This window comes from Brevibacillus laterosporus, assembly GCF_030489605.1.
Lineage (GTDB): Bacteria > Bacillota > Bacilli > Brevibacillales > Brevibacillaceae > Brevibacillus_B > Brevibacillus_B laterosporus_E.
On the sequence record NZ_JAUKFY010000011.1, the window covers coordinates 138,171 to 160,503 of the forward strand.

Below are 22,333 nucleotides of genomic sequence, written 5' to 3' on the forward strand. Positions count from 1 at the left end.
TTTTAATATTTAGTAGGGTTATGTAATTCTACTGTATCTGTAAAAGTTACTTTTTTGTTAATATCCAATATTCTTAACTGGCCTTTCAAGTTTTGAACTAACATGTGTTCGTAGAATAGACGTTTTGGTAGTTTAAAAATTAGTTCAACTCTAACTGCATCATTAGGAGCTATTTTTAAAAAATTTTCGTTACTGACGTTATGTGATGAGGCCATTTCTGAAGTTGAGAAAGATACTAAATTAAGTGTAAATATTTCCTTATCTCTATCGTCATAAACGATCAAAGATGTATCAGTAAGCATGTTTATCCTTGAACCGGTATTTAAAAGATTAATGGTGCATGACCACCAAAAGCCATCAGAAATTTTGGGATAAATAGCAAGAGGTGTACTTATAATAGAGGGCTCTAATCTATAAGGTGGAGTTACTTCTTTATCTTTCTCTGCATACATTTGATCTAAATCAAATTTATTCGCGGGCACCGTACGAGTACCCTTTCGAATAGGGATAAAGTTTTCTCTATTTTTATAGCGCCGTAGCATATGGGGTTTATTGTTTGAGCTAGGAATGTGAACAACTATGATGTTTATTCCATCTACATCTACTTCTAAAAACTCAACAGGAAAAGATTCTTGCACCTTATTAGCGATAATGTCTGAGAGTTGAGCTGCGTCTGTAGGGAGTGTGGTGTGTGTTAGTTCACCTGTATCGCCATCAATTCCTACAATGATATCACCGCCACCGTATGGCGAGTTAGCGAAGACAGTTAAATCCTTAGCAAATTCCTCCTTACCGTCGTTAGTTGATACATCCCAGAATTGCTTTTTTAATTCTAATTTTGGGTCTTCGTTTTGAACACCGGTTCTTATAGTGGTGCTAATTCGTAGTATTCTCTCAGGGGTAATTTTCGAAAAAGAATTAGGCAAGTCATACACTCCTTTTAGTAGTATTTACCTATTGATTATAGCAATTCTAAAAATTATCTGAAAGGGTGGCGGTTATTAAAAATCAAAGAAAGCAATCAGCCATCAAAGGATAATATGGGCTGATCAATCATCAAACGCTCGTATGGTAACAGTGTAATAAGAGAGTGAGGTCGTGTCGTGAAAACACAGGATAGCCGAAGAATAAACCTAAATCGGATAAAAAAAAGAAAGGCCAAACAAGCATTGAAGCGACTTTATTCGCTCCCTGGAATGGGATCTCTAAAAAGTCAGGTTGATGAGTTTATCTATTTCGCTAAGATTTCTAAGCTGCGTGAAGAGAACGGGCTAAAATCGGAGGCCCACTCCAATCATATGCTTTTTCTAGGAAATCCAGGTACAGGAAAGACAACGGCTGCAAGACTTATCGGAGAGGCTTTCGGCTATATGGGGCTATTGAAGACGAAACATGAAAATATCCCTTTTGTTGAAATGCACCATTCAGACATCTCATCTGAATTCGTAGGGAGAGCTGAAAAGAACGTTGCGGAAAAATTCGAAGAGGCTAGGGGCGGCGTATTGTTCATTGATGAAGCGTACACACTTATTGGAACAGATAGCCATAAATCCAGTGAGAAGGTAGTAGCGGCCATCGTTCAAATGTTGGAGGATATGCGTGACGAGGTGATGGTAATTGCGGCTGGTTATCCAAAGGAAATGGAAGACCTTATGGACTTTAATCCAGGACTCCGTTCACGTTTTCCAAACAAGGTTTATTTCCAAGACTACGGCATACCTGACTTGCTGAAAATAGCTGAATTCATTTGCGAGGAGCGAGATTACCGAATGTCTTCAGGGTTTACGGATCGGCTATCTGTTCACCTATTACAAGAAATAAATCAACCTAATTTTGGGAATGCCCGTTCCGTTCGAAATATTGTTGAGAGGTCTATAAAGCGTCAAGCGATACGTCTTTCAGAGGTGGAAGACCCACAGGTAAACGATCTCATGCTTTTAACTGATCAGGATCTGGAAGAGCCTACTACAACAAAAGAGGTACCTGAAAAAGAAGAGCTGATACATCAATTGAAGCTCATTCATAAACGATTAGAGGAGTTAGAATTACTAGAAATGTTGGGGTGACTAGCGTGCTTGAAATCTCATTCGGACGCAACCGAAGCGACATAAATTGGAAACCCGACTACTTAACGTGGGAAGAGTTCGTAGAGAAGCTACGTAAAATCCGTCGTACCAGTGAGTCGATGGCTGAATATGATCGAATGACAAAGGCTCAAAAAGGAAAAATCAAGGATGGACCTGCTTATGTGGGCGGGTTCATCCGAGGTGGTAGACGGAAGAAAGAGAACGTGGAGAATCGCTGGTTAATAACGCTAGATGTTGATCATGCAGATGAGGATTTCTGCTTTGCTGTGGATTTAATCTTAGGCGGTCAAGCCTATGTTATCTATTCCACACACAGCCATCGATCAAACGCTTGTAAGTATCGATTAGTAGCTCCTGTCTCCCGTCCCATGTCACCAGATGAGTACGCCGCAGTAAGTCGTAAACTGGCGGATCAAATTGGCATGACATCTTTTGATAAAACGACATTCGATGTTCATCGATTAATGTATCTACCTAGCTGCTCTAAAGACGCTAAACCGTTTTTGGAAGAGTCGGAAGGAGATCTGATAGACGTTGATGCCGTTCTAAACAGCTATGTGGATTGGCGAGATCCACTAGAGTGGCCACGACATCCAGGTGAAGAGGCAACAGAGAAGAAGCGCAGTAATCGGATGGAAGACCCACGTAGTAAAGCCGGTATTGTGGGGGCATTCTGCCGAGCGTATACCATTAGCGAAGCGATCGAAACCTACTTAGAAGGTGTATACGAGCCTACGGCTCATGATGGACGGTACACCTATGTAGGCTCTACATCCTACGGGGGTTTGGTTGTTTACGATGAGGATACGTTTGCCTTTTCACATCACGAATCTGACCCGATTAGTGGTCGAGAAGTAAACTCATTTGATCTAGTACGCCTTAATCGATTCGGGGCGCTGGACGACAACGCTAGTGACCGGACAAATGTGTCGAAGTTACCTTCTTACAAAGCAATGGTGGATCTGGCCATTAAAGATATAAAAGTAAAACGCGACATCATCTCCGAAGAGTTTGGAGAACGAGAAGAGATAGACGAATCAGACTTAGATTGGATGACCCAGCTGGAGATGCATCCGAAGAACCCAAAAGTGGTGTTGTCGAACGCATGGAATGCCGAGCTCATCTTAACACATGGGGATTTTGCAAACGTGCTTGCTTATGATGCGTTCGGGAATACAGAGGTAATCAGAAAGGATCTGCCTTGGCGAAAACGTGAGCGGGTTAACGCCGACTATGAACCGTGGCTGGGGGCTGATGATCGGAGACTGCAGCATTATTTCGGGAAGAGATACGGGTTCAAGTCGGAGGCCGTAATCAAGAATGCGCTAACGGAAGTGGTCCACCAAAACACCTTTCACCCTATTAAAGAGTATCTAGAGGAGCAACAATGGGATGGGGTAAAGCGGCTTGATACTTTGTTTATCGATTATTTAGGGGCAGAAGATTCTCCCTATACACGTAGCGTCACGCGGAAAATGTTTGTCGCAGCTGTGAAACGTTTATATGAGCCTGGGTGTAAGTTCGATCAAATGCTCGTTCTTGTAGGCCCTCAAGGATGCGGGAAAAGTAGTCTTCTGGCCATGATGGGCCGGCAGTGGTTTAGCGATTCTCTACGGACATTTGACAATAAAGAAGCGGGAGAACACCTACAAGGCTCTTGGATTTTTGAGATCGGCGAGCTGGCGGCCATGAAGAAAGCAGAAGTAGAAGAGATCAAACTATTTCTATCTAAGGAAAACGATAAATACCGAGTCGCTTATGATCGACAGGTATCAGAGTTTCCGCGTAAATGCGTTTTTTTCGGGACTACTAATAACCATAACTTCTTGAAGGATACGACAGGGAATCGCCGCTTTTGGCCTGTAACAGTTGAGCCTGAACGTCGAACGAGAAACCATTTTGAACAGCTGACAGACAAGGAAGTGGGGCAAATATGGGCGGAGGCCTTGAGCCTATACAGGGGCGGTGAATCCTTGAATCTTACGAGGGAAATAGCAGAGATGGCACAAAAGATTCAAGAGGGACACATGGATACTGATCCACGTGAGGGCTTGGTTCACGAATACCTAAACACCTTACTTCCAGACAACTGGGACGATATGGACTTATGGGCAAGAAGAAGTTACTTAGAGAAGCCTACAGGCATGATTCCAAGAACCCGTGTTTGTGCAGCTGAGATATGGGCAGAATGCCTTGGTAACGACCCTGCGAAAATGAATGCGTGGGAGGCTCGGAGCCTATATGACATCCTGAGAGGGGTGCCAAATTGGAAAGAAAGGGTACCAAGCAGAGGCCAATTTAAAATCTACGGCAAGCAAACCGTGTTTGAAAGGATTGGACAGTAACATCTATTTTCGTGGACATTGCGGACACTATGAAATTTTCACACGGACAGCATGGACAGTAAAACGGACAGTAGAATTAGGTGTACTGTCCGTGTGAAAAAGCTTAATCGTCAAGAGGTTAAGAGCTATCGGGACAGTAAGGACAGTAAATCTATTAAATATAAGAAATATATAAAAGAGCATATAAAAACGCGTATAGGTACACGCGAAACGCATGCTAACGCGTATATTTGCGCGCGTAAGGAAATTTAGAGTCATTCTGTCATGCTGGAAATTACCAAAAAGTTGAAGGTGATCAGATGAGAGAGTCAGCACTTGAGCGGAAATTAAAAATGGCTGTAGAAAGCCTTGGTGGGGAATGTATAAAATTCACTTCTCCTGGTAGGAGGGGCGTACCGGATCGCCTATGCCTTTTTAAAAATTCCCGAATGGCTTTCGTTGAAATGAAGGCGCCTGGAGGTAAACTTCATCCGTTGCAAGAGAAATGCAAAAGAGACTTTGAAAAGCTAGGCTTTCAGGTATGGGTGATTGATTCTGAGGTTGGCATAAGGGATTTTGTGGAGGGGTTCAGGTGAGATTCACACCGCATAAATATCAAAAATTTGCGATAGAAAAAATCTTAGATACACCTGCAGTTGGATTGTTCTTAGAAATGGGTTTAGGCAAAACTGTTATCACGTTAACGGCTCTTGAAAAACTTTTATTCGATTCTTTTGAAGCCTCTAAGATTTTGGTAATTGCCCCCTTACGGGTAGCAGAGGATACCTGGAGTCGAGAATCTCAAAAGTGGGCGCACACAAAGCATCTACGGATATCGAAAATACTAGGTGATCGTAAAAGACGTGAGAAAGCTATACAAGCCGATGCTGATATTTACGTGATTAATCGGGAGAACGTAGAATGGCTGGTTAGTACAACAGGTAAGGACTGGCCCTTTGATACAGTGGTAATCGATGAGCTTTCTTCTTTCAAGTCAAGTAATTCTAAGAGATTTCGAGCACTTCGACGAGTTAGACCGATGATGAACCGTGTTATTGGATTAACGGGAACACCGGCACCAAACGGGCTAATGGATCTGTGGGCGCAGATTTATTTACTTGATCAAGGTGAGCGACTAGGAAAAACAATTACCGGATATAGGGACCGATATTTCGATGCAGGAGCTCGAAAAGACCATATAGTGTATGAGTGGAGAGAGAAAAAAGAAGCGGAGAAGAATGTGTATGAAAAGATTGCAGACATATGCATGAGCATGAAAGCGGAAGACTGGTTGGACCTGCCTGAACGAATTGATCGAGTCGTTCCCGTAAAACTAACAGGTGATACACAATTACAATATCAAAAACTCGAGCGGGATCTACTACTACCTTTTGTAGATGGTGATGTGGTAGCTAATACGGCAGCTGTTCTTAGTAATAAACTACTTCAAATGGCAAACGGTGCGGTCTATAACGAAAAGAGCAGCATTCGAGAAATCCATTCGGCCAAGCTTGAGGCCTTACAAGATATTGTCGAGGCGGCCAACGGGAAACCCGTTCTTGTATTCTATGCCTATAAGCACGACCTGCAGAGAATAAAAAAGGCAATCCCTGAAGCACGAACACTAGATACCGCTGAGGATATTGCTGCATGGAATAAAGGGGAAATTCCTGTTTTATTGGCGCATCCCGCTAGTGCTGGCCACGGTTTAAATTTACAAGACGGTGGGAATCAAATTGTATGGTTCGGGTTAACATGGAGTTTAGAACTTTATCAACAAGCGAACGCCCGTCTTCACCGACAAGGGCAAATGCAAAAAGTAATTGTTCACCACATAGTAGCCGAGGGAACAATGGATGAGGACGTCATGTTGAGATTAGAAGGCAAAGCGGATGATCAAGACGCACTACTTGAAGCGGTAAAAGCAAGAATAGAACGAGTGAGTAGCGAAAACGAATCTGGAAAAGGGGAAACGTAAATGGGCACACCAATTCCAAAACGAGAAAACGAACTTATGTCTACGCGATCATCTCCAATGAAAACCTATATACTGTCTCCAGAAGAGCTTGAAGCAGAGCGAGCTAGACTAGCGATACTAACCAAAGACCAAATAGTAACCAAAGGGAAAAAACCAATCGAGTTGATAACTCAAAAGCAAGCAAAAGAGAGAAGAGACAGTGGGAAACTTCCTTCCCCACGTAAAAAACTTTCATAGGTTTAAAACTCAGGGGGTGCTAATAGAATGGATCAACAACTAATTGAACAAGTAACCAAGCTATCTGCTGAGATTGCTATTAAAGCAGCGATGGATCACCTTGAAAAAGAAAAAAGAAAACAAGAGAAAGTAAAGAAAGACTGGCGTTTACGGAACACTAGATTGCTACTTAAAAACTATCGATCTTTTGTAGTACATTGTGGAAAGATTGAAAAAGAGATTGAGCTTCTAGACATGGCTGAGGTTTTAGACGAGCTGTACACGGAAAACTTTGCCGTTGAATCAATTAGACGTAGTAAACAACGAACAAAAGCGATGATGAAATTTATAGGTCGTATGTTAAACGCCTATAAAGACATGTGTGAACAATCAGGGAAGACAGAAGAGATTCGACGGTATAAAATTATCCACGCTTTATACATCTCTGAGCAAAAACAAGAGATTGATGATGTAGCCAAATGTCACAAAATCGATATCAGAACAGTGTATAGGGACATAAACGAGGCGGTAAAAACCTTGTCAGTATTGATATTTGGCGTCGATGGCATCAGACTTGAGGCATAGCAATAGCGTTACAAAAATCCGCCCTATTAAAGACATACAATCCATGTTAATATGATAGTGTGCAATAAATAGGTAAACTATTAGAGCCACTCAAAGTGAGGTATCATGCGAAATGTATGACCTAGCAATGAGTGGCTTATTGATTAAAGTTTTAAGTAAAAAAGGGCGTAAGCCCCCTGTTACGTACCGAACTAAAAATCGAGAAATTAAAGGATAAAAAACACAAAATATAATATCTATTATCTTTTGAGTATGCTATACTAGCCTTACATTATATAAGGCTTTTTAGACTCGTTATAGCTCAAAAAACTCAAAAGATAATGGGTGATGATATGATAAATGAGTACCTTAATCGTTTGGCCGCTGTTGGCAAAAGTGATAACACGATAAAGACATATCGTAGACAGCTTACTAGTTTCTTTACCTGGCTTGAATCAAACAGTGATTGTAGCGATCCGAAAAGCATTACTTCTATCGATGCGGTAGAGTACAGAAGATACTTACAAGAAACTAAAAATCTAAAGCCCGCATCCATAAACACAGCTCTAGCAACCATTGAAGCTTTTTGCATCTGGATGCAGAAAGAAGGATACATAAACCACAACCCGCTAGCTGACGTGAAAAGAGTGGAGCAGGTACAAGAAGCACCAAAGTGGCTGAGTAAGAATGAAAAGTATCGGGTTATCCGTACAGCTCTTAACGAGAAAAACAAACGTAATGCGGCAATTATCCTTACCCTCCTAATGGCCGGACCTCGCGCGGAAGAGCTAATCAATCTTCAGCCTGAAGACGTGCTGATCAGTGAGCGCAAAGGCTCGCTCGTGATTAGATCAGGTAAGGGTAATAAACGGCGTGTCGTGCCAATCCCTAACGATTTACGTAAATGCTTAGGGGAGTATCTGGTGACAGAGAACGCTACAGGGAAATGGCTATTCAGAAGCCAACGCGCAGACCAGTTGACCTACGATGGACTGTATAACTTATGCGTAACCATTGGTAAAAAAGCTAATGTGGAAACCTTAACCCCTCACGTTCTGCGGCATACCTACGGACACGATTTAGTGGTTAGCGGGGTACGTATCGATATTGTTGCTAAGTTAATGGGCCATTCAAAGATTGATACAACACTTATCTACACCCAACCAGGCGAAGAAGAGTTGCAAAACGCCGTTGAAAAAATTAGTTTCACATAGACAGAAGTCACCTATCAGGTGGCTTTTTTGTTTACAGAAAGGAGGCGATTACATGCACGATGGAAAAAGCCAAGAAAACGGACCGCAACACATGGGAGAGCTTGATGAAGAATTTATCACAGCAACCAACGAGGATTATGAGAGTAAAGTAAATAGCGCTATGCTTGAAGTGGCGCAAGCCCAAGTGGAAGAAAAAAAGAAGAGGACGAGAACGTACCTTTCTTCAGAATTGCCCGTCAGACCTTGTACAGGGGATTGTCCTCATCGTACTACTTGTAAAGATTTCGTGAAAGGCAGGGTAAAAGATTTAGAACCGTGCAGGCCTGAACTACGAAATATCAAGAAGTGGCAACGGGCGTTCAGAAGCGGAAACCTTGACGAGCTGAAGGATGAGGCGGGAGCAGTAGCGGGTTCTATGGCCGTTCAGATCGGGAGGCTTCTGGAAGCAGTAGTGAGGGACGGGGTAGTAGTAGAATCTACAAGGTATACAAACAGTGGAATCCCATATATCGAAAAGACAGCTCATCCAGCTTTAGCCACGGCTACAAAAATGGCCAAGGATCTCGGTATTGATCTCAGTCAGTATCTCATGACACCAAAAGCCGCTAAGGATAATGGGACACAGGTTCAGGTGAATATAGGTATTTCTGCTGAAGAAGTACAAGCTAGGTTCTCAGCTAGATTTTCTAAAAAAGATGATAGCTCATGAGTAAAAAGAAAAAACCAACAGTTATCACTCCTAAAGAGATCACAAGCCAAACACTGCTCGATGCATTAGCAACCGAAACAGGCTATATTGAGCTCCTAAGTTCTGACGGGCTAATCTTTGAAGACTATCAGCGGGACTTTCTGGAATCCAATGATAGATTTCAGATATGGCTTAAAAATAGACAATCGGGTATGTCTTTTGGTTCAGCTGCTAGAGCATTAGCAAGGTCGCAGAACTTAGACGATTATACTTGCATCATAGCGTCGTATAAACAGGACGACTCTAAGGAAAAGATCAGGTATGCCAAACAAATATACGACTCGCTACCAGACAGTTACAAGAAGCGTAAGCTGGTCGACAATACTACCTCACTAGAATTTGTAAGCAGGTCTGGAAGACAATCCACAGGCACACGTATCATTGCGCAAGGGAAAGGGCCTATTCGGGGGAAGGGGTCTAATAACGTTCTCGATATCATTTTAGATGAATTTGCTTTCTTTGGTGGCTGGGACAGTACCGTATACACGTCAGCGGTCCCTGTTCTTACAAGGGTAAAACACGGGTCTTTAACGATCATTAGCACCCCGCTAGGGAAAGCAGGAAAGTTTTACGAGCTGTGGTCAGAGGATAAGAAATACCGGAATTACAAGCGTCGCACTATTTACTGGTGGGACTTTTCGTTGTTGTGTAAAGATGTTGCTAGGGCTCGCTTAGAGGCCCCTGGTATGCACACGTTACAACGGGTTGAAGAGTTTGGGACCGACCAGCTGCATGAGTTATTTAATGCCATGGACCTAGAAGCTTTCCAACAAGAATTTGAGTGTGCGTTTATCGACGATAGTACCTCCTACTTCCCTTTGGAGATGGTGTATAAGTGTGTAATGAACGATGAACGTACTGATAATAAACCAAGCCAACAAGAAGAGCTCATGGCGAAGGACTTCAATGCTTTACGTGAAAAAACAATAGGCTCACTTGGTGGTGGCTATGACGTAGGACGCCGTAAAGATGCATCCGAACTAACCTCACTAGACGGCACAGGAAACGGGAAGATTCTACGGTTTATGGAGACTTATAAGCAGTCAGATTTTGATTTACAAGAAAGGGAGCTTGGTAGATTCCTTGAAATAGCAAAACCGGTTAGGCTATGCATTGATGAAACCGGTCTGGGCATGCACATGGCAGAGAACTTGCAAAAGAAATACAGCGGCCAGGTTGAACCGATTCCTTTTACTAATGCTACAAAAGAGGCTATGGCCATTGCACTACACAAGGAATTCGAAAAAGGACCTAGCGGAATTCTAATTCCAAATGAACGGGATCTCATTACACAGATTGTGGCCATTAAACGTGAAGTCACGAGCACAGGGGCGTTCAGGTATAGTGTGGAGAGAAACAACAATCACCACGGGGATAAGTTCTGGTCCTTAGCATTAGCTAACTGGGCCATCAATGAGAATAAAGCATACAGCAAACCTGTTGGCTTTTCGATTATGGCGAATCCTGAATCGATACTTTTCCATTAGGAGGTGAACTTATTGAGTCGGATAACGCAATTGACAACGAAAATTTTCGATTACTTTGGATATGCAAAAAAAGAAGTAAGTAGCGACAGCAGAAAAACTGATCGGGTTTCTTATAGCGAGTCACCTCTAACACAAGTTTTTGATCAATATAAGGTTTCGACTGAACGTATACAGATCATTCGAGATGTAAGAAAACTATTTAAAACAGACGCTCGGTTCAAGATAACTAATTTACGTTTAGGAGCCGATGCAACCCGTGGGGGCTGTCAAGTCATTGTCCAGGGAAGCGAATCCCATCGCAAACATCTCAGAAAATTAGGCAAACCACAGCCAAAGAGATTAGTTCCTGGAGCCAATATAGCCCAGCAGGTAATAGATGATTTTATGCGTCGAACTAAGCTGTCTGCTAAATCTACCGAACATTTACAGGTACTTTTACGGGATGGTGATATCTTTCTCAACCCTATTGTGGATTTAGGCTCAGGGCTTGTTTTAGATGTGAAGAGAGGACCTGCAACAACAATTAAACGAAACAGTGATGAATTCGGCGATTTCCCTGATATAGAAAGAGCATTTAGTCAAATAGATCCCCAAACGCAGATACATTCGTTAATGGATATCGGACCGCCTAAGTCGTCCCGCGAAGACTTTGCCTTATATCAAATGAATCACATCCGATGGATGTCAGAAGAGACGGAACTATATGGGACCTCGCACTATGCAACGGCTCGACAGCTTCATAAAATTCTTTTGAAGATGGAGATTGCAGCCGCCATACGTCGGGAATTCCGATCGGTTCAAAAGGAGTATCACCGGCTACCTGACACTGCTGGGGAATCGGAGGTCGCTGAATACACAAGACGCGTAGGTTTGGTTGATGACAAAGGGAATCCCACAAAGAATGCTCATCTGCTATCGACTTTTGTTGGTAATGCGGATCTACAAACCATAAAAGCAGATGCAAATTTGTCAGAGATGGGCGACATCGAATATTTCGATGATCTTCTGTGGCTTAATCTTGGTGTACCCAAAGCCATACTTACCAGTGGACAGAATTTGAATAGGGACATTTTAAAAGTTCAATACCCCCAATACCTGCAATCACTGGATAGCATGACGGATTTACTAGAGTATGGGGATATAGGACAGTACAGCGGGTATCGCGCTTTAATAGATTTACAGCTAATGTTAGCGGGCATTAATCCTACCTCTATTGCCTATGACGTTGTTTGGAGTACGAAGACAACAGAGACAGCCTTAGAGCGCTTAGAGCGTGTTCAAAAAGCTCGTGGCGCTAATGGTGGCGATATCCTTATTACAAACGTCAAAGCTATTCAAAGCATTGCTGGAGACTTCGATATTGAAGATCCAGTGGAGATGGCTATGATGATTGAAGAGGAAAGAGCTCGAAACGCTGTTTTAGTGGCCAAGTCTCTGCCTCCAAAAGAAGAAGAGAATGCAGATGAAGAAGAGGACAAAGAACCGATTACAGACGTGGCGGCTGAAGATCGATCAAAACTTAAAAAAGAAGAGGTCGAGGCGGAGGAGGCAGTCCTTCGTTTTTTTAATGCCGTTAACAAGCGGTTCACCAATTATGAGTCTGATAATGAAGGTATAACGGACTTTGTTATCTTAGACTACGCTGAAGATGAGATCCTAAATGCTCTTGAAGAGACGTGGGAAGCTGAGCAAGGAAAGTTACAGCTTTCATTAGTCAAAGCAATGACCATAGCTGGGGCGATGGGTGCAGAAAAGGCGGCTTCCTTACTCGCAACAGAGATTAAACCACGTATTGCACGTAGCGATATCAGAGAAGATCTGCTTCAGCAATCTGCGCAGCGAATTAAAGGCATGAAAGAAACGACACTGAAAAAAATCCAAAAAGAATTAGCAACTGGCTTTGATAATAACCTTGGATGGCGCAAGATAGCAAAGCGACTGGAGCCTATTATTTTGGATGAAGTGCGAGCCAATTTGATTGCCCGCAATGAACTAAGCTGGGCTTACGATCGCATGCAAATCCGAACCTATAAAGGCGCTGGCGTTAAAAAAGTCCAATGTGATGAGGTTATAGACATGCGTACCTGCGATAAATGCCGATCTAGGCACGGTAATGTCTATGATATTGATGATTACCCTGGTCTTGCTCATCCGTTATGTAGGGTTAGCTGGTTGCCTGTAGATGAGTAGTAGTTGAAAGGTGGTGGTTTTGTGTGACCGGAATAGTATTCTCATCATAGATTCAATGAAAGGAGGAAAACGTGTGTTTACAAATTTACCGTTTGAAATGAATCTTCAATACTTCTCCAAAATAGGATTCGTATCAGGAGAAGAGCCCATCAAGGACGCCTTAAAGGACGATCAACTAATGCAACAGATTTTAGAGGCGAGTAGCGCCATTGCTCTTCTATCCATAAAGAGAAATTTGGCCAACACTCCACTCACTGAGGTGGATCGGCAAATCTACTATGAAGCAATTCATGCTAAATGTAGATCAGAATTTGGTTACTACGATGTCGAAGAAGCTGCACAAATAGAGAAGGTGAACTCAAAGCCAAACCTTGGTTTTGCGGTAGAAAGTGAAAAGATGACAATCGTAACAGATGCGTCTGAACCAGTCATGGGGGCCGTCACTGACTCAGCAGGAGAGGCGGTCGATGTTTGTGTCTCGAAAGCCGTTGCTATTGTGGATCAAGCAGGTAAAACTTCAGGGTGGTACAAACAAATTGTGGCCAAGGTAGATGCTATCAACGGCAATATGAGGCTGTACCCTAGAGGCACTTATGAACATGCTCTCAAAAAGCTAAAAAGTGCTGGCTTTCCATACGCTGGGGAACACCCACACCCAAGAAGCTATCTCACAGCACAGGGAAAGACCATGTTTGATTCGAAGATACCTAATCAATGTGTTAAGTTTCGAGACGCATATATCGATGATTCAGGATATGTTTGGGCGGAGTATAAAACCATTGATACCGATATGGGAAGACAGGTACAGACCATGATAGATGAAGGTCTTCCAATTGGTTTTAGCAATCGTATGACAGGAGTGATGGTACCGATTAATCTTCACGGTAAAACGGTTAAGGTACCAAAAAGCCTGGATATAAAAACGTGGGACGTACTTCTAAATCCTGCTGAAAGTGAGTCATATCACTCACCCATTGCGTTAACCGATTCAGCTATATGCGAAATTCTTGATTCATTAAAGGAGGAAGAACCATTGAACTTTTTTACAATGACACTCTCTGCACTGAAGGATTGGAAGAAACAAAATCCTGGCCACGCTGATATGGCGGTATGTGATGCCGCTATCGAAGCTAAGGAAAAAGAACAAGCATTAACAGATGAACTTGAAAAGTTAAGACTTGAAAAGCAAACACGTGAACAACAAGAAGAGGCAAATCGCAAGAAAAAGGAAGCACAAAAAGCTCTTGTTGATGCTGTTAACGAGCTTTCCTATGACAAACAAGTAAAAGACGGGCTACTTCAAAAAGGCGCTGCTATTACGGACGCTTCGGAAGTAGCCTCTTTTATTGACACCGAAAAAGCCTTTGTCGATGCTATCCAAATCGATAGACAAAAACAGAGCCTTGGGATTTCTTCTGGAAGAGCTGCTATTGTTAATCAAGAGGTTCAAGTCGGTGCAGAAGGTCAGCCTTGGAAGCCGATTATGGATAACTTGATGGCAGCATTTGATGATCGATTACGTTCAACAGAACGTAACTTCCACGTGGATACGGAAATGCGAAAAGCAAATACGGAGATCCTCGATCGTGTTATGGCTAAAATGGAACGCGACAATCATGAACAATACCGGCGACATATGCAAGATCTAACAGATTCGGCCCAATCCATTGAGAATGGAGCCATTACCGACAGTGCCATGAGTTCAACCGGAGACTTCGCACAAGCCGCTTTGATTTCACGAGCGTTCATGTATCAAGTATGGCAGGATTTAAAGTTTGCTCAATTAGCAATGGCAGAACCGTTCTCAGGTTCAACCTATAAAATTCCGGTTGAGTTCCAGGGACATGACCTGTACACACAGGATGATTTTGTAACGGGAGAATACGAGGGTATCGTAACCGAGGGTGTCGAAACCTTCTTCCTAGAATTTGCAGCGGAATGGTTCAAGCGAGGAACGCTACTTTCGAAAGAGGCTCTGACCGAACTACAAAGCGGCCCGATGAATTACGACTCACTTGCTCGCAATTTAGCCAATCTAGCAGCGCGTTTCCAACGAGTCAAAGATCAAAAATTAGGTTTGGAAATGATACATGTTTCCGATGAATACAATGCAAAAACAGTAACAGATGAGAAGGTAGAGGTTGCTGAATTTACTAAAGCCTCTGGCAACGTTCCTTCTGGTTCGAATGTTGCCTTTATCGCTACTATGCTTTGCGGGAACCCATCGGGAACCGTAACAAAACAGGTACCACCAATTGTACGTCCACGTACAAAAGTATGGCTTGACCAGTTTGGTAGAAAGCAATCCGCTATTGTAAACGATATCGTGGTTAAAGTTGGGTCAACGGTGCTTCAACGTGGAACATGGGACCCGATTAAAAAGTTAATTAATAACGGAGATTATGCGATTGATTTTGAAAATGCGAAAGCTTATTTTACAGAGTCTTCGAGAGTAAGCGAGTCTAAATTACCTACCCTTACTTACGCCTATGCAACAAACGTCTCCTTCTTTGATTTAACTGTCCCTACATCCTATAACGGTCGAAGCTCTTTGTATTACAACAAGCTCTTGGAGCAACTAGACTACGAAAAAGCCTATATGGGTAGCGCCCCTCGCTATGTAACACCTGACTTTGCACTTGGTAGCCTTAATGCGATGGTAAATCTTAAAAATGCAGAGCTGTTTTACAAGTGGGCAAGCCCAGAGGGTACGAATCTTTTAAAAGGTAAAATGTGGTTTGCAGATCGCAATGGTCTGGACATTGGAGAAATGAACACCCCTTGGGCTGCTGGAGATCAACGTATTCTCCTTGGTAAAGTTAACGCTACTCGTCTTGGTATTGGTAGCCCTATGGCAATTGAGGGGCCAGAAGCCTATTACGATCCAAAAACAACGAGAATAACTTCTGCCCGTCAATACTTTGCGACTGAACAAGTTGCAATTGCTACGCCTCTTGTAATTGACGATGCAGGTAATACGTATAACCCTCCTTATCGTACAATCAAACTGTTCAATAGCTAGGAGTTGATAACTGTGAAGATTAATACAGGATGCTCATTTCTTCATCCGTTAACTGGTCAGATGATTCACCCTGGCCAGTCTTACGATGAACATTATAGATATCCAGATCAAGATGAGTCGGTAGAAGTGATTGAAGATGAAACCGAGTTTGCCACTGAAGAAACTCCTGAGGAAGTAGTAGCCCAGGAGTTTCTTACGTTAGAGGAATTCGACAAATTGGAGGCAGTCAAACAAAAAGAAGTGTTAGTGGAGAATCTAGTTGTTTCTACCGAGGATGTAGACGCGGTTAGCAATAAAGAAAAACGTCTGCAATTGTATAAACAGTTTTTGGAGGCGAATGCACATGATGGAGCTGGTCAAGAAGTTACGCTTTGATCTAGGAGACATGGAAGAACCCTTTTTCTATTCTAACGATGACTTAATCAGTAGATTGACAGAAGCACTCTACGATTATTCTCGCTACCGTCCAAGAAGACGAAAGGGCTTAATCAAACTAGTACCAGGTGTGACAGAATACGAGCTTCCCGAAGATTACCAAACATGGATAGAAGGCTTAGCGGGGTATGAGATTCTTGATCGTACCCTGATAACTCCTGTCACACCTGCTGGCTATTCTAAACTAAGCTTTTATTACTACGCAGACCATACAATTGAAAGCCTATCAGTAAGAGATCACCGAATTTTACTAGATTACTGCATGGCGAAGATCCTATATGAGATTGTTCGTGAGGGCGCAGAGATCAGCGGCTTAAAACTGGGCAAAGGGCTACAAATTAACTTTGACAACTTTGATAAAATCGCACAAGAAGCAATTTTTCGTGAGAAACGCTATGAACAATCGGTGAAGAAGCCTATAGGGATGTGGTCATAATGAACGCCTCAAAGTTGGCCAAGAAAATCAAACGAATTATTGATCGGCACATCAAGCAAAAGGGCTACGAGGTAGAAGCTGTCTTGCAAACGTTGACGGAAGAACAAACATCTAGCGGGCTTTCAATTATCGATAGAAAACAGCCTGATCCTATAAAAGAAACCATCAAAATAGTTGTTACGGGCCATTCTATCGATGAGGAGGCTACTGCGTTAGGGGATAATCCTGTACAAAAACTAGAGTTTATCTCTATTGAAGATGGCACGGAGCCACCTGAAAAAAGAGTAGAAGAAGGAAAGGTTCTCGTTTATGACGGCAAGCAGTTTAATATCATATTAGCATCTCCTGCGACTTTAGCGGGTGAGCTAATTATTAAGGAATGTCAAGCGAGGTCGATGCCATAATGGGTGACTTTAACGACTTGTATCGTGTGCTAGGGAATATCCCGCATTTGATGGCGAAAGCAGAAAGGAATACGCTGAAAAAAGGCGCAGCCGTTGTCATGGGTGCAGCTAAAAAGAAACTGGGAACCTACCAAGGGGAATCCGGAGGGTATAAAGCGTGGGTAACATTAAAACCAGAAACGGTCCGTAAAAAGCACATGTCCAAAACAAAGGCAGGTGTCTTAACACGAGCAGGGAAAAGGTACAAAGAGAAACATGGAGCATGGGGAGCTGGTGGAAATGACGATTCGCCATTAGTTGATTCTGGTAGCTTGCGACAAGCAATTACTACGGACGAAAAACAGATTAACAAAGGCGTTGCATATGTAGGAGTGGCTTCTGGATCATCTGATAGTAAGAAGGGTGATCCAGGAAGCTACGCGGCTACCCATGAATTTGGATACGAACCCAAAAATATACCGGCACGTCCTTTCCTACGCCCAGCACTTCACGAAAATAAGGACCAGATTAAAGAGATTGCTAAAAAAGAAATCATTAAAAGCCTAAGGAGGCTCTGACAGTGAGAGATCCACTTGTGTCAGTCTACACCGCCTTAGAAAAAGCCATTAAGACTGTTCACGGCTCAAGTTACCTAGTGACTAATGATACACCGAACCCTATAGAGACTAAAAAAAGAGTCCTTCCTGCTGCTAATATCACGTATGTTAGCGGGACATCTGAAAAGGCCCTCATGAGGGAACACCAGCCACACGGAGTGCTTTCGAACGGGAATGGTACTTTTACTGTAGGGACGGAAGCAGTACGGTTTCATTATCTTATCCAGGTTTCCTTTTTTGCTGAACGGCCAAGCCAAGCGCAACAGTTATCTACCAAGTTTTTAGCTTACATCGAAACAGAAAATGAGATACCCATCCCTGAAGATAAGTGGGGGGACCTTGTACAGATTTTCATTGCTTCTCCACCTCTACCACCACGCGGTGAACCTAACCTATACCAAGTAGATGCAACCTATCAATGTCTGGGACAATTGATCATAGAGGAGCAAGTGAATGCGATTGATGTAAGTAAGTTCAAACCAAAAATAACGTAAGGGAGCTGGTCTTGTTGACCATATTACGCGGAGTAACTTCGCTACAGGATTATCCTCCTGGGCTATATGTGAATGAGCTACCTGTACCTCAAAGCGAAGAAATTAGTACACCACAATTTATCTTGGGTTTTGTAGGCGAATTTGATCGTGGCCCAATCAATAAATACATGTTGATTTCTGAAACACCGTCCAAACGGTTAATTGAAATAGCCGAGCCTATTCTCGGCTCATCTACCAAAAAACTTGCGGGCAATCAATTGCTAGACCATCTACACCATGCCCATATTAAAAAGGCAGCTTTCGTGCGAGTTTTAGGAAATGGACACCAAACAGCTAGTTTGCACTTGAAAGATCGACAAGACAAAGAGACAGCACATGTTTACCCAAAAGCCGGTCCTGGAGAGTACGCAAACATTTTTACTGTTGAGGTACAAGAAGGGACTAAAGCAAACACCTTTAAGCTGATCTTATGGTCAGACTTAGGCGGGTTTGAAACCTACGACAACCTTTCAAAAAACCCAGAGGATGCTCGTTATGTGGAGAAAGTAATTCAATCCACTAGCGAGCATTTTGTATTTGAAGATGTCAAAGCGGAAAAGGATTTCGACACAACACGTCCAGCAGTCATGGCCAGAACTCAATTGAAGAATGGATCAAATGGGGCTCCTTTAACGGATCAAGACCGTATAGGCTCCTTTGATCCAGGTACCGGTATCCGGACGGGCCAGAGGTTACTTGGTGTTATCGGGAACATTTTAACGGATGTAGCTCATATTAACTATTCGAGTCCAGAAGTAGACAAAGCATTGATTGCCCTAAGTGAGAAGTATAATTTTATTGCTTACATTGGGACAAACAAAGCTCAAGCTATTGCAGATACTTTCGAATATCGAGATCAGTTTGACAGCGACTTCGGTCAAATGGTCTACGGGTATTATAACTCTACGACTGGCCAACGGATCTCCGGAAGTTGTCTTTCAGCTATTGCGCACGTGAAAGGCCAAATAGAAGACTCTGGACTTGCTGTGGAGTGTAACTGGATTGCTGGTACTGACCAAGAACTTGAATTTGAGGACTACCAGGAGCTTTTTGCTCATCAAATAGCGGCTTTCCAACTCAAGCCTTCTGCTAAAGGGGATGGATCTTATGCTTGGCGCATGGCTAACGATTACACTCTTGCGAAAAACGATGTAGCGGGCGATCCAATTGCTGATAACAAGAATCGAAAAGTGAATCGTCGTCGCTTGAATAGCTGGATTGAGAAGCAATTGGAGGCTGTAGCCGCACCTTGGCAGGGAAAGGCTATGACCAAGCCGATGAAAGAAGCAGCAGACATGCGCATTCGTACTTTCTTCGATAACCTAGTTAAACCGACCAATCCATTAGAAACAAGTAAAATCGAAGCTTATTCCATTCGGTTTAATCAAAAAGCTCAATCAATCGATCAATTCGTGCAAGAGTTGAAAGTCAAACATTATAACACTGCTGAGTGGATTCTGCTGAATTATCAAGGCGGTACTAACGTGGAGGTGGAGGTTTAATGGCACAGGCGGGCTTACTTGGCAAAAAGTTAGTAATTGCAGTAACAGATTCGAACGGTAACGTCTTGAAAAAATCACCTGAGATACTGAAGTGGTCTGAAGAGGAAATTACGACCGAAGACAAAAAGCATCCTATTGGTGAGGAGACTGAATACAGCACCAGCACGATAGATGGATGGAAAGGCTCATTTAGCGGCCAAGACACGAACGGTGCTTATGACGACATTGTAGATGCTAGACTCAAATATCAAAAAGAGACAGGTGATACACTCTCTTTTTCGATGTTTACAACTAGAGTCTACAAAGATGGAACGGTAAAAAAATACAAGTTTACAGGCGTAACCTTTAGCGGATTTAAAGCTGATGTAGACGGCGGCAATAAAGCAATTAACAACTCAATCAATTGGCATGCGACCGAACGCATACCACTATAGGAGGCTTACAAATGGAATACACACTATCAACTGGTAAAAAAATTGTTATTCGTAAAAAGAAAGGCCCGCACCATTTTATTGAACGAAAGCTTCTTTCAGTCGTGCAAGGGGATGGTGGAGCAAATCTTGGTGGAGTTATACTAACAGTATTAGTTAAAGCAGTAGTAGGAATTGAAAGCGTAAATGGGGAGAAAGTTGAAATTCCTGAAAATCTTACTGGAATTTTGGAATTTATGGCTAGCTTTGAATATGAAGAGTGGGAGGAAGTAGAGAGAGTTGTACTAACACCGGAAGAAAAAGCTAAACTTGAGGAAGCGGCAAAAAACTTGCAGGAGAGTCCTGGTTCCGAAAAAGAGTAGAACTAGCTATGGGCTCAGGTGCAGGTATATCATATTCCGATACGATGGAAATGGACGACGAAACAGTAATGGCGACAACGATTATTGTTAACGAATGGAATGAGAAGAACCCTCGAATGTTTTAATTTGGGGGTTCTTCTCATTTTAGGAGGGAGGTCCTCTTATTAGTACGATTTTAGATTTAGCTATTGCTATTAGCTTAACTGACCGTGTTTCAAGTGCTTCTCAACGGATTGTTAGTCAATTCAAACTGATGGAGCACGCCACAGATCAAGTACAAAGCAAAATGAACCGTTTAAAAAACATGGCCTTTGGCGGCGGGGCTCTTGCGGTAGGTGGAGTCCTGGCATTTAATTCGATTGTAAACGCGGCAGACGAGGTTGTTACTAGAGCTGGTAACTTGCAGGAGATCATGACTGAGATTAAAGCACAGACATTTGGCAAGCAGTTGTTTGATCCATCAAGTGCCAACGAAATTACGCAGAAGATGAAAGAAATTGAAGACCTGTCTACCCGTTTAGGGCTAGAAACCACATTTTCAAATCTGGATGCTGGAGAGGTCATTCGAGATCTTCAAAAAGGTGGTTTGCAATATAAAGACATCATGGATGGTGCGGCAGAGGCGACTATCAAGTTTGCACAGCTAAACCAAATGGCGCCAACGGCTGCGGCTGAACTAATGGTACAAACACGAGCTGGTTTTCAACTCACTGGCCAGCAAATGTTAGAAGCAGCGGACACAGTAACGAAAGTGGCAGCGGCTTCAAGCGCTGGAGCTGAAGATATCAACCGTGGTCTTGGTAATATGGCGGGTGTAGCCTCTCAGATGTGGGGCACAAGAGGAAAGTTTGAACAGGTGATGGATTCCTCAGCCTTGGTAGCATTAACCCGAACGCAGACAGCAGAGGGCTCCAGTGCGGGTACATTTGTACGTAACTTCTTAGAGCGACTTGTACCTCAGACCAAACAACAAACCGCGTATATGGCTTCTGTAGGCTGGCTAGATAAAAACGACAAATCGCTTTTCTTGGATTACTCAAAAGACCCCCGTGGGCAATTAAAATCTGCCACAGAAATAGCAAAAATTCTAAGGAAAACAGTAGGTAGCAATAAAATTATTGCGGATGAAAAAGCTGTAGAGAAAGAATTCGCCTTAGTTGAACAAGGAATGGGAACAGATAAACTAATCAAGCTATTCCACAAGGTTTTTGGTGAGCAGGGCGGTCGTACTGCCTATACGTTACTTCGAACGGGAGAAGGATCTCTGGAGGAAATTCTTGATAACGTAGATAAACAACTGTCTTTAAACGATCGAGTCAAGATGCAGATGGAAAACTTTAATCAGGTAAAAGATACAGCGGGCGAGGCATGGAATACCTTCTTAACCTCTCTTGGCTCTCCTTTACTCGAATCAGGAACAAAGTTTTTTGCGTTTCTAAACGACCAGTTATCCGAGGCGGCTCTGTATTTCCAACAGCACCCTGAAGTAAGCAAGTACATGTTTGCAATTGCTGGTGGGGTTGCGGCTTTAGCTGGAATTGGCGGTATTATCACAGTGACGGCGGCTTCTTTTGGTGCCTTGTCGCTAGGATTAAGCGCAGCCGGTATCGGTTTAGGAACCATCGCTTTGGTAAGTGGCGGAGTCTTGCTTGCAATTGGGGCAATAGCAGGCGGGGCTTACCTGATCTACAAGAATTGGGATGAACTCCAGCCCTATGCAAAGGCTGTATGGGATGGGATTAAGGATGCCATATCACCAGTTGTGAATTGGGTGAAAGTTAACGTTATACCCGTCTTTACATCG

22 protein-coding genes are annotated in these 22,333 nt (G+C 42.9%); 21 read left to right on the top strand and 1 reads right to left on the bottom strand.

Translation table 11 applies throughout. The annotated features are described in order from the left end of the window. Nucleotides 1–2: 2 nt before the first annotated feature. A complete protein-coding gene (locus tag QZ995_RS13965; RefSeq protein ID WP_301807876.1) occupies nt 3–926 on the bottom strand; it encodes an AlbA family DNA-binding domain-containing protein in 924 nt (307 codons plus the stop codon). 177 nt (nt 927–1,103) lie between these two features. Between QZ995_RS13965 and QZ995_RS13970 the strand changes: the two genes are divergently transcribed. From QZ995_RS13970 to QZ995_RS14070, 21 genes are all read left to right on the top strand, one after another. Then, complete coding sequence (locus QZ995_RS13970) at nt 1,104–2,066, top strand: AAA family ATPase (protein ID WP_301807878.1); 963 nt, start codon at nt 1,104–1,106, stop codon at nt 2,064–2,066. Nucleotides 2,067–2,071: 5 nt separating this feature from the next. Further along, nucleotides 2,072–4,432 carry a virulence-associated E family protein gene (locus QZ995_RS13975; protein ID WP_366919699.1) on the top strand — a complete coding sequence of 787 codons (2,361 nt, stop codon included), beginning with the start codon at nt 2,072–2,074 and terminating at the stop codon, nt 4,430–4,432. Between the two features lie 93 nt (nt 4,433–4,525). Beyond that, nucleotides 4,526–4,684 carry a hypothetical protein gene (locus QZ995_RS13980; RefSeq protein WP_301807883.1) on the top strand — a complete coding sequence of 53 codons (159 nt, stop codon included), beginning with the start codon at nt 4,526–4,528 and terminating at the stop codon, nt 4,682–4,684. 47 nt (nt 4,685–4,731) lie between these two features. Further along, nucleotides 4,732–5,007 (top strand): VRR-NUC domain-containing protein, encoded by a 276-nt coding sequence (locus QZ995_RS13985; RefSeq protein WP_301807884.1) that lies wholly within the window; start codon nt 4,732–4,734, stop codon nt 5,005–5,007. Beyond that, nucleotides 5,004–6,389, top strand: a complete 1,386-nt coding sequence (locus tag QZ995_RS13990) for a DEAD/DEAH box helicase (RefSeq protein WP_301807887.1) — start codon at nt 5,004–5,006, stop codon at nt 6,387–6,389. The genes QZ995_RS13985 and QZ995_RS13990 overlap by 4 nt, the downstream gene beginning before the upstream one ends. Beyond that, entirely contained in the window at nt 6,390–6,626 is a 237-nt protein-coding gene (locus tag QZ995_RS13995) for a hypothetical protein (RefSeq protein ID WP_301807890.1), read from the top strand. Between the two features lie 27 nt (nt 6,627–6,653). Next, nucleotides 6,654–7,190 carry a hypothetical protein gene (locus tag QZ995_RS14000; protein WP_301807894.1) on the top strand — a complete coding sequence of 179 codons (537 nt, stop codon included), beginning with the start codon at nt 6,654–6,656 and terminating at the stop codon, nt 7,188–7,190. A 332-nt stretch (nt 7,191–7,522) separates the two neighbouring features. Beyond that, entirely contained in the window at nt 7,523–8,383 is an 861-nt protein-coding gene (locus QZ995_RS14005) for a tyrosine-type recombinase/integrase (RefSeq protein WP_301807896.1), read from the top strand. Between the two features lie 52 nt (nt 8,384–8,435). After that, a complete protein-coding gene (locus QZ995_RS14010; protein ID WP_301807901.1) occupies nt 8,436–9,092 on the top strand; it encodes a hypothetical protein in 657 nt (218 codons plus the stop codon). After that, entirely contained in the window at nt 9,089–10,618 is a 1,530-nt protein-coding gene (locus QZ995_RS14015) for a terminase large subunit domain-containing protein (RefSeq protein WP_301807903.1), read from the top strand. The genes QZ995_RS14010 and QZ995_RS14015 overlap by 4 nt, the downstream gene beginning before the upstream one ends. A 3-nt stretch (nt 10,619–10,621) precedes the next feature. Next, a complete protein-coding gene (locus tag QZ995_RS14020) occupies nt 10,622–12,808 on the top strand; it encodes a minor capsid protein (RefSeq protein WP_437124734.1) in 2,187 nt (728 codons plus the stop codon). Between the two features lie 73 nt (nt 12,809–12,881). Continuing rightward, a complete protein-coding gene (locus QZ995_RS14025; RefSeq protein WP_301807908.1) occupies nt 12,882–15,830 on the top strand; it encodes a hypothetical protein in 2,949 nt (982 codons plus the stop codon). 12 nt (nt 15,831–15,842) lie between these two features. After that, nucleotides 15,843–16,205: a hypothetical protein gene (locus QZ995_RS14030; protein ID WP_301807910.1), complete on the top strand. Its 363-nt coding sequence runs from the start codon at nt 15,843–15,845 to the stop codon at nt 16,203–16,205. Next, entirely contained in the window at nt 16,174–16,701 is a 528-nt protein-coding gene (locus QZ995_RS14035; RefSeq protein WP_301807913.1) for a hypothetical protein, read from the top strand. Before QZ995_RS14030 ends, QZ995_RS14035 begins: the two co-directional genes overlap by 32 nt. Next, on the top strand, nt 16,701–17,105 hold the full coding sequence (locus QZ995_RS14040; protein WP_301807915.1) for a hypothetical protein: 405 nt from the start codon (nt 16,701–16,703) through the stop codon (nt 17,103–17,105). The genes QZ995_RS14035 and QZ995_RS14040 overlap by 1 nt, the downstream gene beginning before the upstream one ends. Continuing rightward, nucleotides 17,105–17,662, top strand: coding sequence for a hypothetical protein (locus QZ995_RS14045; protein ID WP_301807918.1), 558 nt, complete (start codon nt 17,105–17,107; stop codon nt 17,660–17,662). The genes QZ995_RS14040 and QZ995_RS14045 overlap by 1 nt, the downstream gene beginning before the upstream one ends. A 2-nt stretch (nt 17,663–17,664) precedes the next feature. Continuing rightward, entirely contained in the window at nt 17,665–18,195 is a 531-nt protein-coding gene (locus tag QZ995_RS14050) for a hypothetical protein (protein WP_301807920.1), read from the top strand. Between the two features lie 14 nt (nt 18,196–18,209). Further along, nucleotides 18,210–19,736, top strand: a complete 1,527-nt coding sequence (locus QZ995_RS14055; RefSeq protein ID WP_301807923.1) for a phage tail protein — start codon at nt 18,210–18,212, stop codon at nt 19,734–19,736. Beyond that, nucleotides 19,736–20,170, top strand: a complete 435-nt coding sequence (locus QZ995_RS14060) for a hypothetical protein (protein WP_301807925.1) — start codon at nt 19,736–19,738, stop codon at nt 20,168–20,170. The genes QZ995_RS14055 and QZ995_RS14060 overlap by 1 nt, the downstream gene beginning before the upstream one ends. An 11-nt stretch (nt 20,171–20,181) precedes the next feature. After that, nucleotides 20,182–20,529, top strand: coding sequence for a hypothetical protein (locus QZ995_RS14065; protein ID WP_258429596.1), 348 nt, complete (start codon nt 20,182–20,184; stop codon nt 20,527–20,529). Between the two features lie 286 nt (nt 20,530–20,815). Further along, a partial coding sequence (locus QZ995_RS14070; RefSeq protein ID WP_301807932.1) for a phage tail tape measure protein occupies nt 20,816–22,333 on the top strand: 1,518 nt, incomplete at its 3' end.

Bases quoted from the DNA above. Each gene is read 5' to 3' on its own strand.
- QZ995_RS14040 (WP_301807915.1), top strand. From the start codon at position 16,701: ATGAACGCCTCAAAGTTGGCCAAGAAAATCAAACGAATTATTGATCGG.
- QZ995_RS14035 (WP_301807913.1), top strand. From the start codon at position 16,174: ATGATGGAGCTGGTCAAGAAGTTACGCTTTGATCTAGGAGACATGGAA.
- QZ995_RS14065 (WP_258429596.1), top strand. From the start codon at position 20,182: ATGGAATACACACTATCAACTGGTAAAAAAATTGTTATTCGTAAAAAG.
- QZ995_RS14010 (WP_301807901.1), top strand. From the start codon at position 8,436: ATGCACGATGGAAAAAGCCAAGAAAACGGACCGCAACACATGGGAGAG.
- QZ995_RS14060 (WP_301807925.1), top strand. From the start codon at position 19,736: ATGGCACAGGCGGGCTTACTTGGCAAAAAGTTAGTAATTGCAGTAACA.
- QZ995_RS14000 (WP_301807894.1), top strand. From the start codon at position 6,654: ATGGATCAACAACTAATTGAACAAGTAACCAAGCTATCTGCTGAGATT.
- QZ995_RS14005 (WP_301807896.1), top strand. From the start codon at position 7,523: ATGATAAATGAGTACCTTAATCGTTTGGCCGCTGTTGGCAAAAGTGAT.
- QZ995_RS14045 (WP_301807918.1), top strand. From the start codon at position 17,105: ATGGGTGACTTTAACGACTTGTATCGTGTGCTAGGGAATATCCCGCAT.
- QZ995_RS13995 (WP_301807890.1), top strand. From the start codon at position 6,390: ATGGGCACACCAATTCCAAAACGAGAAAACGAACTTATGTCTACGCGA.
- QZ995_RS14015 (WP_301807903.1), top strand. From the start codon at position 9,089: ATGAGTAAAAAGAAAAAACCAACAGTTATCACTCCTAAAGAGATCACA.
- QZ995_RS13985 (WP_301807884.1), top strand. From the start codon at position 4,732: ATGAGAGAGTCAGCACTTGAGCGGAAATTAAAAATGGCTGTAGAAAGC.